Annotated in this window: 12 protein-coding genes; 10 read left to right on the plus strand and 2 right to left on the minus strand. The window is 47.4% G+C overall.

Annotated elements, in window-relative coordinates:
- The first annotated feature begins 6 nt into the window (after nt 1–6).
- The 8 genes from ACUTVW_RS05375 (at nt 7) to ACUTVW_RS05410 (ending at nt 9,356) form a co-directional block, all read left to right on the plus strand.
- Nucleotides 7–1,722, plus strand: coding sequence for an ATP-binding protein (locus tag ACUTVW_RS05375; RefSeq protein WP_445644809.1), 1,716 nt, complete (start codon nt 7–9; stop codon nt 1,720–1,722).
- Nucleotides 1,723–1,902: 180 nt separating this feature from the next.
- Nucleotides 1,903–2,232: a hypothetical protein gene (locus tag ACUTVW_RS05380; protein WP_445644810.1), complete on the plus strand. Its 330-nt coding sequence runs from the start codon at nt 1,903–1,905 to the stop codon at nt 2,230–2,232.
- Between the two features lie 42 nt (nt 2,233–2,274).
- Nucleotides 2,275–2,988: a class I SAM-dependent methyltransferase gene (locus tag ACUTVW_RS05385; protein WP_445644811.1), complete on the plus strand. Its 714-nt coding sequence runs from the start codon at nt 2,275–2,277 to the stop codon at nt 2,986–2,988.
- Between the two features lie 131 nt (nt 2,989–3,119).
- Entirely contained in the window at nt 3,120–3,557 is a 438-nt protein-coding gene (locus tag ACUTVW_RS05390; protein WP_445644812.1) for a GNAT family N-acetyltransferase, read from the plus strand.
- Between the two features lie 210 nt (nt 3,558–3,767).
- Nucleotides 3,768–4,226, plus strand: coding sequence for a MarR family winged helix-turn-helix transcriptional regulator (locus ACUTVW_RS05395; protein WP_445644813.1), 459 nt, complete (start codon nt 3,768–3,770; stop codon nt 4,224–4,226).
- Complete coding sequence (locus ACUTVW_RS05400; protein ID WP_445644814.1) at nt 4,223–7,390, plus strand: MMPL family transporter; 3,168 nt, start codon at nt 4,223–4,225, stop codon at nt 7,388–7,390. Before ACUTVW_RS05395 ends, ACUTVW_RS05400 begins: the two co-directional genes overlap by 4 nt.
- A gap of 200 nt (nt 7,391–7,590) precedes the next feature.
- Nucleotides 7,591–8,217 carry a GDSL-type esterase/lipase family protein gene (locus ACUTVW_RS05405; RefSeq protein WP_445644815.1) on the plus strand — a complete coding sequence of 209 codons (627 nt, stop codon included), beginning with the start codon at nt 7,591–7,593 and terminating at the stop codon, nt 8,215–8,217.
- An 86-nt stretch (nt 8,218–8,303) separates the two neighbouring features.
- Nucleotides 8,304–9,356 carry a phosphotransferase gene (locus tag ACUTVW_RS05410; protein WP_445644816.1) on the plus strand — a complete coding sequence of 351 codons (1,053 nt, stop codon included), beginning with the start codon at nt 8,304–8,306 and terminating at the stop codon, nt 9,354–9,356.
- Nucleotides 9,357–9,472: 116 nt separating this feature from the next.
- On the opposite strand, the gene ACUTVW_RS05415 is transcribed toward ACUTVW_RS05410, so the two are convergent.
- Nucleotides 9,473–10,150: a tetratricopeptide repeat protein gene (locus ACUTVW_RS05415; protein WP_445644817.1), complete on the minus strand. Its 678-nt coding sequence runs from the start codon at nt 10,148–10,150 to the stop codon at nt 9,473–9,475.
- A 248-nt stretch (nt 10,151–10,398) separates the two neighbouring features.
- Nucleotides 10,399–11,277: an AraC family transcriptional regulator gene (locus ACUTVW_RS05420; protein ID WP_445644818.1), complete on the minus strand. Its 879-nt coding sequence runs from the start codon at nt 11,275–11,277 to the stop codon at nt 10,399–10,401.
- Between the two features lie 193 nt (nt 11,278–11,470).
- On the opposite strand from ACUTVW_RS05420, the gene ACUTVW_RS05425 reads away from it, so the two are divergent.
- Nucleotides 11,471–12,988 carry a tagaturonate reductase gene (locus tag ACUTVW_RS05425; protein WP_445644819.1) on the plus strand — a complete coding sequence of 506 codons (1,518 nt, stop codon included), beginning with the start codon at nt 11,471–11,473 and terminating at the stop codon, nt 12,986–12,988.
- Entirely contained in the window at nt 12,985–14,499 is a 1,515-nt protein-coding gene (locus tag ACUTVW_RS05430; protein WP_445644820.1) for a UxaA family hydrolase, read from the plus strand. The genes ACUTVW_RS05425 and ACUTVW_RS05430 overlap by 4 nt, the downstream gene beginning before the upstream one ends.
- The last annotated feature ends 112 nt before the right edge of the window (nt 14,500–14,611 follow it).

Genomic DNA, 14,611 nt, shown 5'->3' on the forward strand with positions numbered 1-14,611 from the left:
GAAGTGATGCCTAATGACAATGAAGAAATGCAGAGACTGCGCAGAACGATCGAGCAGTTATCGGATCAACTGATTCGAAGCAAGGAGCAAGAGGAGCGTACATTGTCGGCATTTTCGGACATGAACAATGAACTGGTTACGCTCCAGCGGCAGCTCAGTAAGAATAATGCTGGTCTTGAGACGGCACGCCAGCAGGCAGTGGCATCTGATGAATCTAAAAGTGCTTTTATGGCGGTCATCAGTCACGATTTTCGCACACCGCTGAACGGAATATTGGGGATGGCAGAATTGTTAGCGTTATCGCCTCTATCGGCGGAGCAGAAGGAATCAGTAACGGTTATCCAGGAGGCGGCCAAGCTCCTGCTCAAATTAATTCAGGATCTTCTGGATCTTTCCAAGCTTGAAGCAGGTCAGGTGCGTCTTGAACAGGGAGAAGTGAAGCTTCAGGAAATTCTGGATCACATCTTCCGTTTGCTTAAGCCGCAGATTGATAAGAAAAGAAACCAGTTTTTGATTGATTGTGATTCGGAAGTCGCCGCTGTACTTGAAGGGGATTCCACGCGAATTACACAAATACTGATCAACCTGATTCAGAACGCAAATAAATTTACTACGGATGGTTCAGTTAAGATGCGGGTTAAACTTGTAAAACAACATGCAAGTAGACAGCTTGTTCGGTTCGAGGTGCATGATACTGGCATTGGCATTTCAGAGGAAGACCAGGCTCGTCTCTTCCAGCCTTATATGCAGACAGAACAGGGACGTTTGAAGGAATATGAAGGTACAGGTCTTGGCTTGTCGATCTGCAAGTCACTCGTTACTCTGATGAATGGACAGATTGGTATCGAGAGTAAAGAAAGAGAAGGATCTACTTTCTGGTTTGAGCTTGAACTTGGACTACAGATGGCTGGAAGCGGAGAGATTGCCCGCCAAACGGGTGGAGATGAAACTTCGGTGAATCCAGATCAGTCTGCGGCAGATTCTCGTGCCTTGCCGATTTTGCTGGCTGATGATAATGCCATTAACCGTCAGCTTGTCCAGCTGCAACTCAAAAAGCTTGGTTTTTCAGAGCTTGAAATTGTAATCAATGGGGAAGAGGCTGTAGATGCGTTTCGTCATAAGAAATACAGCCTGATTCTGATGGATAGTATGATGCCGGTTATGGATGGAATCGAAGCTGCTCGTCAGATTCGTACAATAGAGCGGGATGAGATGCGTCAACCGACGCCGATGATTGCAATGACTGGCAATGTCATGCAAAGTGAGAAAGATAAGTGTTTTGAGGCTGGAATGAATGATTTTATCGGTAAGCCGTTTACTTTGGAGTTGCTGGGCTCAATCATTCGGAAGTGGCACTCCGCATCGAAACCCGTGCAGATTCTGAATATGAACGTGGTTCGTGAAATTGCTGAATTAAATACGGATGGCAGTCAAACGTTGCTCAGTATGCTACTGGAGATGTACCGTGCGGAAACGCCGGGAAAAATCGAGGACTTGCGCAGACATGTGGTTTCAGCCGATCATGAAGCCGCAGCCGAGACAGCACATGATTTAAAATCAGGGAGTTTGAGTCTCGGCATCAGTTACCTTTCAACCTTGTTCAGTCAGATTGAGGAACACGCCAAGCAAGAGCAAACTCATCAGGCAGAGCCTTTGCTTGATAAGCTTCTTCCCGCGTATCAGGCTGCATGTAGTGCACTTCAGCAGACTAATCAGAGTTGAATTATACCCAAGGATACCAAGGATATGGTCTATCGCTTATATGAAGCTTGCCCCACCTATAAGGAACTGCTGACGATTCCTGGTGCAGGCCATGCCACCGCCTTTCGGGTGGATCGTGAGAAATATAAAGCGGTTATGGATTGACTAACAAGCCTAGAATTTACTTGGAGGTAGACAGACATGCCACGATTTTCAAGGGAATGCTCGTATTGTCATAAACCTATGGGAGCGGATGAATTCAAATGTAAGTCCTGCGGCAACATGGTCACGACCAAGACGGCCAAGCCGGAACAGTCTCATATGATGGAGTACGAAGAATCAACACTGGATCAGTACTCGATGGGGTTGCTTGTGATCATGACGTTGTTTTTTGCTCCCGTTGCCATGACCGTTGGTGGAGTGTTGTTGTTTAATGAGTATGCCAGTAAACGGGATGCCGGGAAAATTCTTGTCACTGCCAGTTTAATAATGATGATTATCTATCTGATTCTTTTCTTCGTTTTTGTGTGAAGGTTACTGTAAAGGTCTAAATCCATTGCAGGAGGTAGCGGAATGCGAGAAGAACAATTTGAGGCTGCTCGTCAAGCTGAAGCGGGATATCATTCCAACTTTTATCAAAACAATGAATTGTTTGAAGACGGAACATGGATGTCCAGACCCATGCCTATGGTGATGGACATGTTGGAACGTTTGCTTGTTCATAAGCAAGAATTACGTGTGCTTGACCTGGGATGTGGTGTCGGCAGACATGCGATTCCGATTGCACAACGTCTTGCAGATACTAACAGCGAGGTTATTGGCGTGGATCTGCTGGATGAAGCGGTAGAGGGTCTTCGCAAATATGCGAAGCAGTACCAGGTAGATCACATCGTACAGGCTAAAAAAGCAGACGTTGAGCATTATCAGGTTCAACCGAATGCTTTTGATTTTATTGCGGCGTGTTCCTGTCTGGAACACACATCCAGCAAAGAGGCCTTTCTTGAAACAGTAGAGCGGTTACAGGCGGGAACCCGGATCGGAGGTATCCACTGTATTACGATGAGCACCAGTGTCGAGGAAAAAGAAATCCAGACCGGGCGTCAGATCGAGCCGTTGATTGAGTTGAATCTGTCCACATCCGACGCCATTGCGCTGCTGGAGCAAGCCTACGAGGGATGGAATATCCTTTTTCAGGAGCATGTGACCCAGGCGATTCAGGAAGAGAAGTATGATGAACCAACCGAGTTCCGTTGTGAGCTGCTTCGGTTTGTTGTGCAGAAAGAGTAATGGACTTATCTTGAACTTTGCCAAATTACAGTCTACAATACGATAACAGGTTGAGAATGCCTACACGATCGAATGGCTGAATAAGCTTTAAATATTCTCGGCAGAGAAGTACGTATATTGGAGGAATTGTTTTGTTGAAAAACTTGAAGCCACGTCTGCAGGAGCCGGAGGTGCAGGAGTTATTATCCTACGCTGTCTTTCCAGATCCGGATCAGGTCAATCAGACAGTAGAGCAGTATGTGACACGCAGTAATCTGTTTCTGACCGGATATGAGGACGAAGAACAGCTGGTTGGTCTGATTGGTTACGAACATACGGGAGCGAGCGAAATTACCATTCGCCATATTGCGGTGCTGCCGGAGAACCGATTCAAAAATTATGGTCGGGGTATGATTTCACAGGTTCTTGCAGAGTACAATCCAGATACCTTGATCGCAGAGACGGATCAGGAAGCAGTGGAGTTTTATCGAAATACGGGATTTGTCGTCTATAGTCTTGGTGAAATGGTTCCAGGTGCGGAGAGGTTCCGTTGTGTTCTTGAAAAAGAAGAGGATGAGGACGACGTATAACAGGGTCTGCGCGTAACGTATTCAGCATATCATTGGATATGAAGAAATCAGACAGGATATTGGGCTTGGCATAGGTGCCGAGCCGGATGTCCTATTTTTTTTGTTTTAAAAATAGGAAATAAGTATTGCTCTCGAACATAGTTTCATTATAGAATAGTTTTGCTGATGAATAGTTCGTTAGATGAACTAGTTTTGGAAGGAGGAACGTACATGAACACGCCAGATGCCAAAAGTTTGGTGAATCGTTATCTGGACGCTTCGTTTTTGGTGACCAAGCGGTTTGATACGCGGATACGCGAAAAGGTAGGCCAGACGGTCACAACCGATCAGTTCTGTGCTCTGCGTCTCATTCACGAGAAACCTGCTTGCACCCCATCGGATCTGGCAGAGCTTCTATGTGTTGGCAAGAGCAGCATTACGGCTCTGGTTAACAAGCTGGCTGACCGGAATCTGGTGCATCGAACGGGTGATGAGCGTGACCGCCGTGTTATCTATCTGACTTTGACGGATGCTGGCCTGAAGATGTACAAGGAGACCGAATTGGAGATTCAGAAGCTGCTGGAACCTTACCTGAAACATTTTACACCGGAAGCGGTTCAAAACTTTATTGATTCATTTGAGAAGCTGGCAGCACTGCTAACACAAGAAGAAGGGCTGGAGAAGCAATGAGAGCGATATTAAAAGGGCGCTGGTGGATCATGGGGCTGTGGATTGTCGCCGCCGCTGTATTGATGTTTACCGCGCCAAACATGAGCGAGTTGATTCGTGAAAAGGGACAGTTTTCTGTTCCGGAAGGATACTCTTCCACCAAAGCTGCAGCGATTCTGGATGAAGCGGCGGCCCAAAATGGGGAACAAAAGGGCACCTCGATTGCACTCGTATTTTATAATCCGGATGGTCTTGGCACAACAGGCAAACAAGAGGCAGAGAAAGCAGTTAAACTGCTCGAAGCCGACAAGCAAAAACTCGGCATTTTGTCTGTGCTGGAGCCTTTCTCCCAGCCGGAACTGTCGGACAAAATGATTTCGAAGGATGGCAAAACCATTCTGACCTCGCTCTCGATTGAGATGGGTGATCGCACCGTCAAGGAAATGCGAAATGACCTGAATGGCGCGCTGAAATCAGTGAATGTTGAACATTATATTACAGGTAAAGGTTTGATTGATGAGGATACGATTGAGAGTTCTCAAGAAGGACTTAAGAAATCGGAGTATATTACGGTTGTTTTTATTTTGCTTATTCTTTTCGTAGTTTTCCGCTCGTTTGTAGCTCCGTTTGTACCGCTGCTGACGGTGGGTATCAGTTATATCGTGTCTCAGCAGATTGTTGCGTTCCTGGTAGATGGGGTTAACTTCCCGCTCTCCACGTTCACGCAGATCTTTATGGTTGCAGTCATGTTCGGGATCGGAACGGACTACTGTATCCTGCTGATCAGCCGGTTCAAGGAAGAGCTTGCACGCCATGAGAACACATGGGATGCCATTATTGCTACATATCGCACCGCAGGTAAAACCGTGTTTTTCTCCGCTTTGGCAGTATTGGTTGGATTCGTGGCCATCGGTTTCGCACAGTTCATGCTATATCGTTCTGCGGTAGCCGTAGCAGTGGGTATCGCTGTGATGATGCTGGCCCTGGTAACCATTGTGCCATTCTTTATGGCTGTGCTGGGCAGAAAGCTATTCTGGCCATCCAAGGGTTCACTGGAACATGCCGAAAGCAAAATCTACGGGGCAGCAGGGAAGTTTTCTCTTAAACGTCCGTGGGCAGCCCTGCTGATTGTTGCAGCAGTCACCGTGCCTCTTCTCGTGACCTATGACGGGAAGTTGTCATTTAACAGTCTTGACGAGATCGGTGACAAATACGATTCGGTTAAAGCGTTTAACATTATTTCGGACAGTTTTGGTCCAGGTGAGTCCTTGCCGGGTCAGATCGTCATTCAGAACGACGAAACGATGGACAACGCAAAATATATGGCTGTAGCAGAGAAGATCAGCCGCGAAGTAGAGAAAGTTCCCGGGGTTGCAGGTGTTCGTAGTATGACACGTCCAACAGGGGATGAGATTAAAGATTTTGAAGTAACCAAACAAGTAGGTACATTATCTGACGGTCTGGGCGAGGGCAAGACAGGTCTGGATAAAATCAGTGATGGTCTTAGCAAAGCTAGCAATGAACTGAGTAAAAATGAACCTCAGCTTAAACAAGCCGCGAGTGGAGCTGGAGAGCTGACTAAGGGCACAACTCAGCTGCAATCGGGTATTACGCAGCTCAGCGATGGATTAAAACGCATTGAAAAAGGCATTCGGGACGGTTCATCTGGCGCAGGGGATCTGAAGGCTGGGCTTCAACAAGCCAAAACCAGTGCAGACCAGCTTGCCAAAGCGAATAACCAGTTGTTGCAGGCCTATCGTCAAGCTGGAGCAGGGGTTGCTGCACTGGGTGATGGAACGAAGGAACTGGAACAGCAATTGACAGGTATTTCAACAGCCTTGACGAGTCTGACCGCATCGTTCTCTGCGCTGGAAGAGCGTTTCCCGGAGTTGCAGCAAGATGCCGACTATCAACGCATCAAAGGCACGATTGGTCAAACCGGTTCAGGTACAGCGCAGCTTGCGCAGGGACTGAACCAGATTCAGACGAATCTGAGTACAGCTGCAGCCGGCATTAATCAGGCGAATGAAGGTTTTGCTGCTGCAGCATCCGGACAGAAGGCGCTGGCTGATGGTCTGGGTCAGATTGTGGCAGGTATTGGTCAACTGGAGACAGGACTGAAACAGGCCGCCGATGGTCAAGGTAAAGTAATTAAAGAGATTCCTTCCATCCAGAACGGCCTGGGTCAACTTCAGGGAGGACAGGAGAAGATCCAGAAGGGCTTCTCGGATCTCAGTGGCCAATTAACGCAACTGACAGATGGTTTGAATCAAAGTGTGGATGGAATCAAGAAGGTGTCGGGGGGGCTCGATTCCGCTCAGGATTATCTGACACAACTTCAAAATTCACCGGATTCCGATCTGGCAGGTTGGTATGTTCCTGAAGAAGCCTTGAATAACAAGGACTTCAAGAAGGTATTTGACACGTATCTGTCCAAGGATCGCAAGACGATGACGCTGGATGTTATTTTTGCAGAAAATCCGTATGGTAAAGAGGCGATTGACCGTGTGCCGGATATCGAGGCAGCAGTGAAACGTGCAGTTCAGGGTAGTGCGCTTGAAAAAGCCGACGTTGCCGTGGGCGGTGTAACCAGTACGTTTGCAGATTTGCAGTCGATCTCGAACAAAGACTACACACGTACCGTTATGCTGATGCTGGCAGGAACCTTCATCATTTTGGTTATTCTGCTTCGTTCCATCATCATGCCGATCTATCTGATTATTTCATTGCTGCTTGCATACTTCACATCGATGGCACTGACAGAAGTGGTCTTTGTGAATATTATGGGCTATGCCGGAATCAGCTGGGTCACTCCATTCTTTGGTTTCGTAATGCTGATTGCGCTTGGTGTAGATTACAGCATCTTCCTTATGGATCGTTTCAACGAAAACAAAGGCATGAGAGTACAGGATGCGATGTTATACGCGATGAAAAACATGGGAACCGTTATTTTGTCTGCAGCGGTTATTCTCAGTGGAACTTTCGCCGCGATGTACCCTTCAGGGGTGCTCTCGATGATGCAAATTGCGACCGTTGTGCTCAGTGGTCTGATTCTGTATTCCCTGTTGTTCCTGCCATTCTTCGTGCCTGTAATGGTGAAGACGTTTGGTCGGGCTAACTGGTGGCCGTTCCGTAATAAGGAGCAGTCGGAATCAGCGGATTCCAATCATAACGTGGGCATGTAATCATAATTGATCATTTAATATTAAATAGAAGGGGCTCTGCCGCATGATGCGGTGGGGCTTCTTTTGCATATTGCAAATAATGGACACAAAGACAGGTGTCTGCCTAAGGACACTATCCCGCGCTTAGCCAGCTTGATCTTCATATGATATAGGGCAGTTCATTATTGATCAGGGAGATCAGCAGAGAGAGGGGCGGCGGGATGGTATATCGTTATGTGGCAGTAGGAGATTCGTTGACGGTAGGTACAGGAGCGTTGCTCGGAACCGGATTTGTTCCAATCTATCGCCGTATGGCTGAAATGAACCTTCGTACGTTCGTATCTATGGAGAATTTAGGGGTGAACGGATTAACATCTGGAGAACTGCAGCAGATGATTAACGGACATCCCCGGGTGCGCCAGGCACTACGTGAAGCAGATATTATCACGATATCCATTGGCGGCAACGACCTGATCCGTACATTCAAAGCCAGCGGAGGTATGCCAAGCGCAGGGAAAATGACGCAGGTGCTGGGTGAAACGCGTAATCACGTATCCCAGGTCATGAGACAAATTCGCCAGTTAAAAGGGGATAACAAATACATTGTGCGTTCTATCGGTTTGTACAACCCATATCCACAATCGACCGAGGCAGCATACTGGGTGCGGCAGTACAACACCTATCTGAATGGTGCAGGATCAGGTAACTATGCATGTGCACAGGTTTACGATAAGTTTGAAGGACGGGAACGGGAGTTGTTGTTCTGGGATAGAGTGCATCCGAATGCAAGAGGATATCGGGTTATCGCAGACCAGTTGAATCGAACAGGTTATGTTCCTTTTGCTTGAAGGCTGAAGAAGGCTAGACCTGTCATGCGACTTCCGATATGATGAAAGGGTTCATTTAAATCATCGTAATAGAGGAGTTAAAACCGGTGTCTAACAAGCAAAAACAATCTCTTCTTCCAGCTGAACAGCAACTGATCTCGGAAGTGTTAGCCTTATACGGCTTCACATCGGAGTGGCAAGGTGAGCGTAATCAAGGCGGTATGAATAACTCTACCTTTGTGCTGCACACAAGGGATGCAAATTATGTATTGAGACAATACGAAACACATAATGATCAAGCGAAAATAGCCTTTGAACATGGCGTGCTTATGGCCCTGTCCGAGACAGATTTTGCACTGAATTCGCCGAAACCTGTCAGCTCATGCTCTAATGAAACTTATCAAATCATCCGGGATCGTTTCACAGGAGCTTCTAAAATCGTGACTCTGTTTCGTTACCTGGAAGGTGTCAATCCCGTATGGGATTCTCCGGGCCAGTTGCTCCCGTTAGGGCAGGCCGCAGGTCAGTTGTCATCCGCGCTGGCCAAGCTTGAATTGGAACTTGAGCCTGTTTATCCGGCGTATTACCGGATTGAAGACGCTTATCCGCTCTGTACTTCAGCCCGTTTGCTAGAGTTCTGTGCTTCTCCGCCAGAGACGCTTGCAGCATGTGCCGAGGAGTTAAGACAGCTGCAACATGAACTGCCAGGTTTGTTCGAAGTACTGCGCGGAATGGAGCAGCTTCCGCATCAGCTCGTGCATGGTGATGTGAACGCATCCAATGTACTGGTGGATCAGGAAGGCAATGTGAGTGCGATTCTTGATTTTGAGTTCGTAACCTGGGATTTGCGGGTGATGGAGCTGGCTGTTCCAATGTCTGACATGCTGACGATGGACAAGAGTGAAGAGTGGATGTGGCAAGCGCAAGCTAATCTGATTCGGGGATTTAGGGAAAATGTTGAACTGAACGCTGACGAGCTGAAAGCGATCCCGCAGTTAATCTTGCTGCGGAGTCTGGACGTGGTAATGCATTTTATCAGCCGAATGCTGGAAGGAACAGATGAGCCGGAAGTGGCTATAGAGCAGATTGTGAAGCTGAAACAGCGCATCGATTGGATGCGTATGAACGAGGAGTTATTACGCAGACTGTTAACGGAATAACATGTATATTGTAAATTGTAAATAAAGAGCACGAGTCTTTGCTTTCGGTTGGGAAACAGAGGCTCGTGCTCTTTTTATATTTTTATAGGATAGAAATATAGTGTCAAGATATAAACTTATAGCGCCCGTTTGCGGAACCAGCTGCGGACAGCCCAACGTCGTTCCTGACGTTTTTTATACTTTGGCAAGGAACGATACACATTCAGGGATTGATCATAAGCCTGTTTGGCATCATCGTTACGCCCTAATGAACGATATACAGAGCCAAGCAGATAAAAGGCCTCACTGGAGGAGGAATGAATCTCTTGGAACTGCTGTACGTAATGAAGTGCTTTGTCGCGATCGGTGTCCTTGAAGGCTGTAGCAAGAGTTAGATAAGGCTGTCCATACTTGACTCTCGGATTAATCTCAAGTGCATGTAAAATATGACGTTCACCATCCGGGATTTTGCCTAGATACAATTCGGTTGTGCCTAGAGCTTCCCAGTAATCCGCAGATTGTTCGTAAGGACGTTCCAGTTCAAGTAAAAGGGCGTATGCTTCACTGTAACGTTTGCGTTCGATGAGCAGTCTGGCCAGCTCCAGCTTGGAGGATACTTCGTTAGGGTTCAGCGCCAGCTGTTGTTTCAGCCGGGACATGTTACGCATACGTTTGAGGGGTTTGGTGAAGCTGGGAAATACACCAACAAAGCGACGATCCAGAAAGTACAGAATGACGAGCAAAATCAGAATGGCAAGGAATGGATTGCCAATGATCTGCCAAAGCAGACCAAAAATCAGAAATTTAATAATCACAGATTCAACTCCAGTTACATTTTAATCGCGTATGCACGCCTTGAATATCATACCATATCCCCCTTTGGAAGAATATGTGTGTGTATATGATAGAAAGAATATGTGTGTGTACATGGATATGTGTGTATATGATTGAGAATATGTGCCCGCATAGGTAATAGAACCTATTCACCGACACGAGATGATACGTTGAATCATAATGATGTGGAGAGAGTGAATCTCCCCTGAATGTTCATTTTAACCAATTATTAACTATTACGGACCATCGTTCTACGGTAAGCAGCTGGTGTGGTGCCTGTCAGTTTCTTGAACTGTCTGTAAAAATGGGGAAGGCTATCGAAGCCGCAAGCGTCTGCGACAGCAGCCATCGTTTCATCCCCTTGAACGAGATGTTCTTTCGCCATAATAACTCTGCGAGCCAAAACATAATCCGTTAAAGTCATCCCTGTGTAACGTTTGAAAGCCCGGCTAAAATGTGCAGGTGACACCGCAGCCTGTTGTGCGAGGTCAGGTAAAGATAACCCGCTTCGCAGTTTATGATCAATGTCAGACAGGATGGAGGACAACCATGATGGAGCAGGCAGTGACGTTGTCGTATGAGCTGGTCCGGAAGCTGATTCGAGTCGTTCCAGAAATATCAGCAAAAGCTGCAGGCGGAGCAGTGCGGCGTGAGAGCCCAGATGATGATCGGAACGGAACTCCGTATGAATATCGTCGATCATGGCTGATACTTGTGCCCGCTCGGTCTGGCCCAGATGTCTTTTGTATACTCGCCGTTTGCGGCAGCGTTCGAATGGGTGTAGCAAGGATGAGGACACGCCTCCAGCAGTGGAGGCCAGCAGACCGGGACTGAAGAACAGTGCTGACGAGGTAACCGGATTGCCCGCATCCGGCAAAGCGCGGTGCACGGTACTGCCAGGAATAAGAAATAAATCTCCCTCCTGCATATCTTCGAGAACTGTATCGATAAAAATACTGCCTTGTCCCCGATAGACATAGATAATTTCATGCCAGTCATGCAGATGGTCAGGCAATTCATTTTGCGGAGATTTCGTATCACTATAGACAAGACGAAACGGTATGCCCGACTCCGTCTGGATGGTGGTGCGTACTGGGAAATGTTCCATATGGACTCCTTTGGAGACAAATGTCTCTGGTAAGATGACAATTCTGATCATAAAACAGTATATTTAACGCAATATAAGCAATTTTATTTCCTTTTATTGATGATACAATGAATTTAAAGCGTTTACAATAAAAGGATGCCAGCTTTTGATGTTCGCATTCTGAGTTCGCAAATAATCGGTGAGGTGAGTGTCCATGTCTGCAAGCACAAAGCGGCCAAGATTGAAGATGCATCTGCTTGGCAATGATAGTCAGCGCAAATGCAAAGAAATGATTGAACGTCCCGTCAAAGTTCTGCAGATCGGGGAAGGCAATTTTTTACGAGGATTCGCAGACTGGATGCTCCATGAGAGTGCTCGGCAAGGCAAGTTCCATGGCTCAGTGGCCGTGACGCAGCCTCGGCCTGGAGGCAAGGCCAAGCTGGAGCAGATTCGTGATCAGGACGGACTATATACGATGATTACGCGTGGGCTGTCTGAAGGCAAACGTGTGGAACGTACAGAAATGGTTTCGGTTTTCTCTCAATTTATTAATCCGTACGAGGAGTGGCAGACGTTTCTGGAGCTTGCAGAACTGCCATCGCTTGAATTTGTAATCTCAAATACGACAGAATCCGGATTGAAATATATACAATCAGACTATATTCCAGGGGAACCGGTTCAATCTTTTCCAGGTAAACTGACCGTGTTCCTGCACCAGCGATATGTACGTTTCGGTGGAGATCCATCCAGAGGACTCGTTCATCTGCCATGTGAGCTGCTGGAGGGTAATGGTGATGTTCTGCGAGAATGCGTGCTCCGTCATAGTGAAGATTTCGGATTCTCAGGCAGCTTCCGGTCCTGGATCGAACATCATAATCTGTTCCTGAATAATCTGGTGGACCGGATTGTGACGGGTGCGCCGACACAGGAAGAGGCAGATGCACTTACAGAGCGCTGGGGTTACGAGGATCAACTGATCAATACGGCAGAGCCTTATCATTTCTGGGCGATCCAAGGCGAGGAGTCACTGGACAAGCGTCTTCCATTGAAACAAGCAGGACTCAATGTGCACTGGGTAAAAGATTTGAAACCCTATCAGCTGCGGAAGGTGCGAATCCTGAACGGTTCACACACATTGATGTCTTCTCTGGGTTTGCTTCGCGGTAAACAACATGTAAGAGAAACGATGGAAGACCCGCAGTTTAGTTCGTGGATCAGGCAAGCAGTGCTTGAAGAGATTGTGCCTGCGCTCGACATGCCTGAGCTTGGACTGGAGCAATATGCGGAAGAAGTATTCGAGCGTTTCCTGAATCCATATATTGATCACAAGCTGCAGGATATTGCACTGAATACAGCTGGCAAATTCAAGGTTCGTGTACTGCCGACCCTCCTGGCCTATGAACAAAGTCAGGGAAGCTGGCCTGAGCGGTTAATTCAAGGTTTTGCAGGATTTCTATATTTATATCGTCCAGTGCAGACGCAGGATGGTTATACGGCAGAACTTCTAAACGGGGAATCTATTTCATTAAGAGATGATCCGGATGTACTGGCAGCTTTGGCGGCTCATTGGGATGGCTACGATCACTTGACTAGTGGAACTGTTGAGCTGGACAAAAGAGTTGCTGCGGTGCTTTCCAATGAAGTGATCTGGGGAGAAAACCTGAATGCAAAAGAAGGATTGCGAGAAGTGCTCGTACATGAAATCGGTAGACTGGAAGGTGAAAGAAAATGAGTACAACCAAAACAGTGAGTGACTGGATTGCGATCCAGCCTCAGGATGATGTCATTATAGCACTTCGAGATTATGTCAAGGGAGAGCGTATTGATCTGCCGGACGGGGCATCGTTCACCCTGGTGGATGATGTGCCTAAAGGACATAAAATAGCGGTGCATGATCTTGCGCAGGGAACGGATGTAATGAAATACGGCTTTTCCATCGGTATCGCGCAAGAACCTATTGCACAAGGAAGTTGGATACACAGTCATAACTTGAAGACAGGTCTGCATGGACTGCTGGAATATGAATATCAGCCCGGAAGTTCCTTGCCTGTAGACATGCCCCCTGAACATCTGCGTTCTTTTGATGGTTATTTGCGTCCGAATGGGGAAGCGGGAATCCGGAATGAAATCTGGATTGTCAATACAGTCGGATGTATTAACAAGGTGTGTGAAGCCCTTGCTCGTATGGGACAATCGCAGTTTGGCAGCCGTGTTGACGGGGTGTATCATTTCCCGCATCCTTTCGGTTGTTCACAACTCGGAGATGATCTGAAGTATACACAGCAGCTGCTCGCTTCGCTCGTGGAGCATCCAAACGCCGGTGGTGTACTGGTGATTGGTCTGGGCTGTGAGAATAACCAGGTGGATGAGTTCCGTGAGTGCATTGCACCGGAATATCGGGAGAAGGTACGTTTTCTCAAAGCGCAGGAGACTGACGACGAGTTGGAAGAGGGACTGCGTTTAATGGAAGAACTGGTTGAGGTTGCGGAGCAAGAGAAACGTCAGCCGCTGCCGCTGAGCAAACTGAAAATTGGCTTGAAATGCGGGGGGTCAGATGGCTTGTCAGGCATTACAGCGAATCCGCTTGTAGGGGCTGTTGCCGATCTGCTCGTTGCTGCGGGTGGAACAGCGATTCTGACAGAGGTTCCGGAGATGTTTGGTGCGGAAACGATCTTGATGAACCGGGCAGCAGATGAGCAGGTATTTAACGATCTGGTGGATCTGGTGAATGGTTTCAAGCAATATTTCGTGAACCATGGTCAAAACATCTATGAAAATCCTTCACCGGGCAATAAGGCTGGCGGAATTACAACACTCGAAGAGAAATCACTCGGATGTACCCAAAAGGGAGGACGTTCCTCCGTTGTTGATGTGCTGCGCTACGGTAAACGAGTAACCAAGACGGGTCTGAACATTGTAGAGGCGCCGGGTAATGATCTGGTTTCCGTTTCGGCCTTATCTGCGGCAGGAGCACATATCGTACTATTTACAACCGGGCGTGGTACACCGTTTGGCGGTCCGGTTCCTACCGTCAAAATTGCTACACAATCCGATCTGGCGAATCGTAAAAAGCACTGGATTGACTTTAACGCAGGTCAGTTGCTTGAAGGACAAACGATGGATCAGGTTAAAGAGCAATTATTCAGTCAGATCATTGATATTGCTTCAGGACGTGCGCAGACACTTAGTGAGCAGCATGGTTTCCGTGAGATCGCTATTTTCAAAGACGGAGTAATTCTCTAAGCAGACGTATCTATTTGCAAAAGTAAACAAGGCATCCTGCAAAAATAAAACAAGGCATCCATCCCGCTCTGCTTGCAGCAGACAGCCGGATAGATGCCTTGTTTAGGCTCAT

The sequence above is a fragment of the Paenibacillus sp. TSA_86.1 genome (assembly GCF_052691815.1).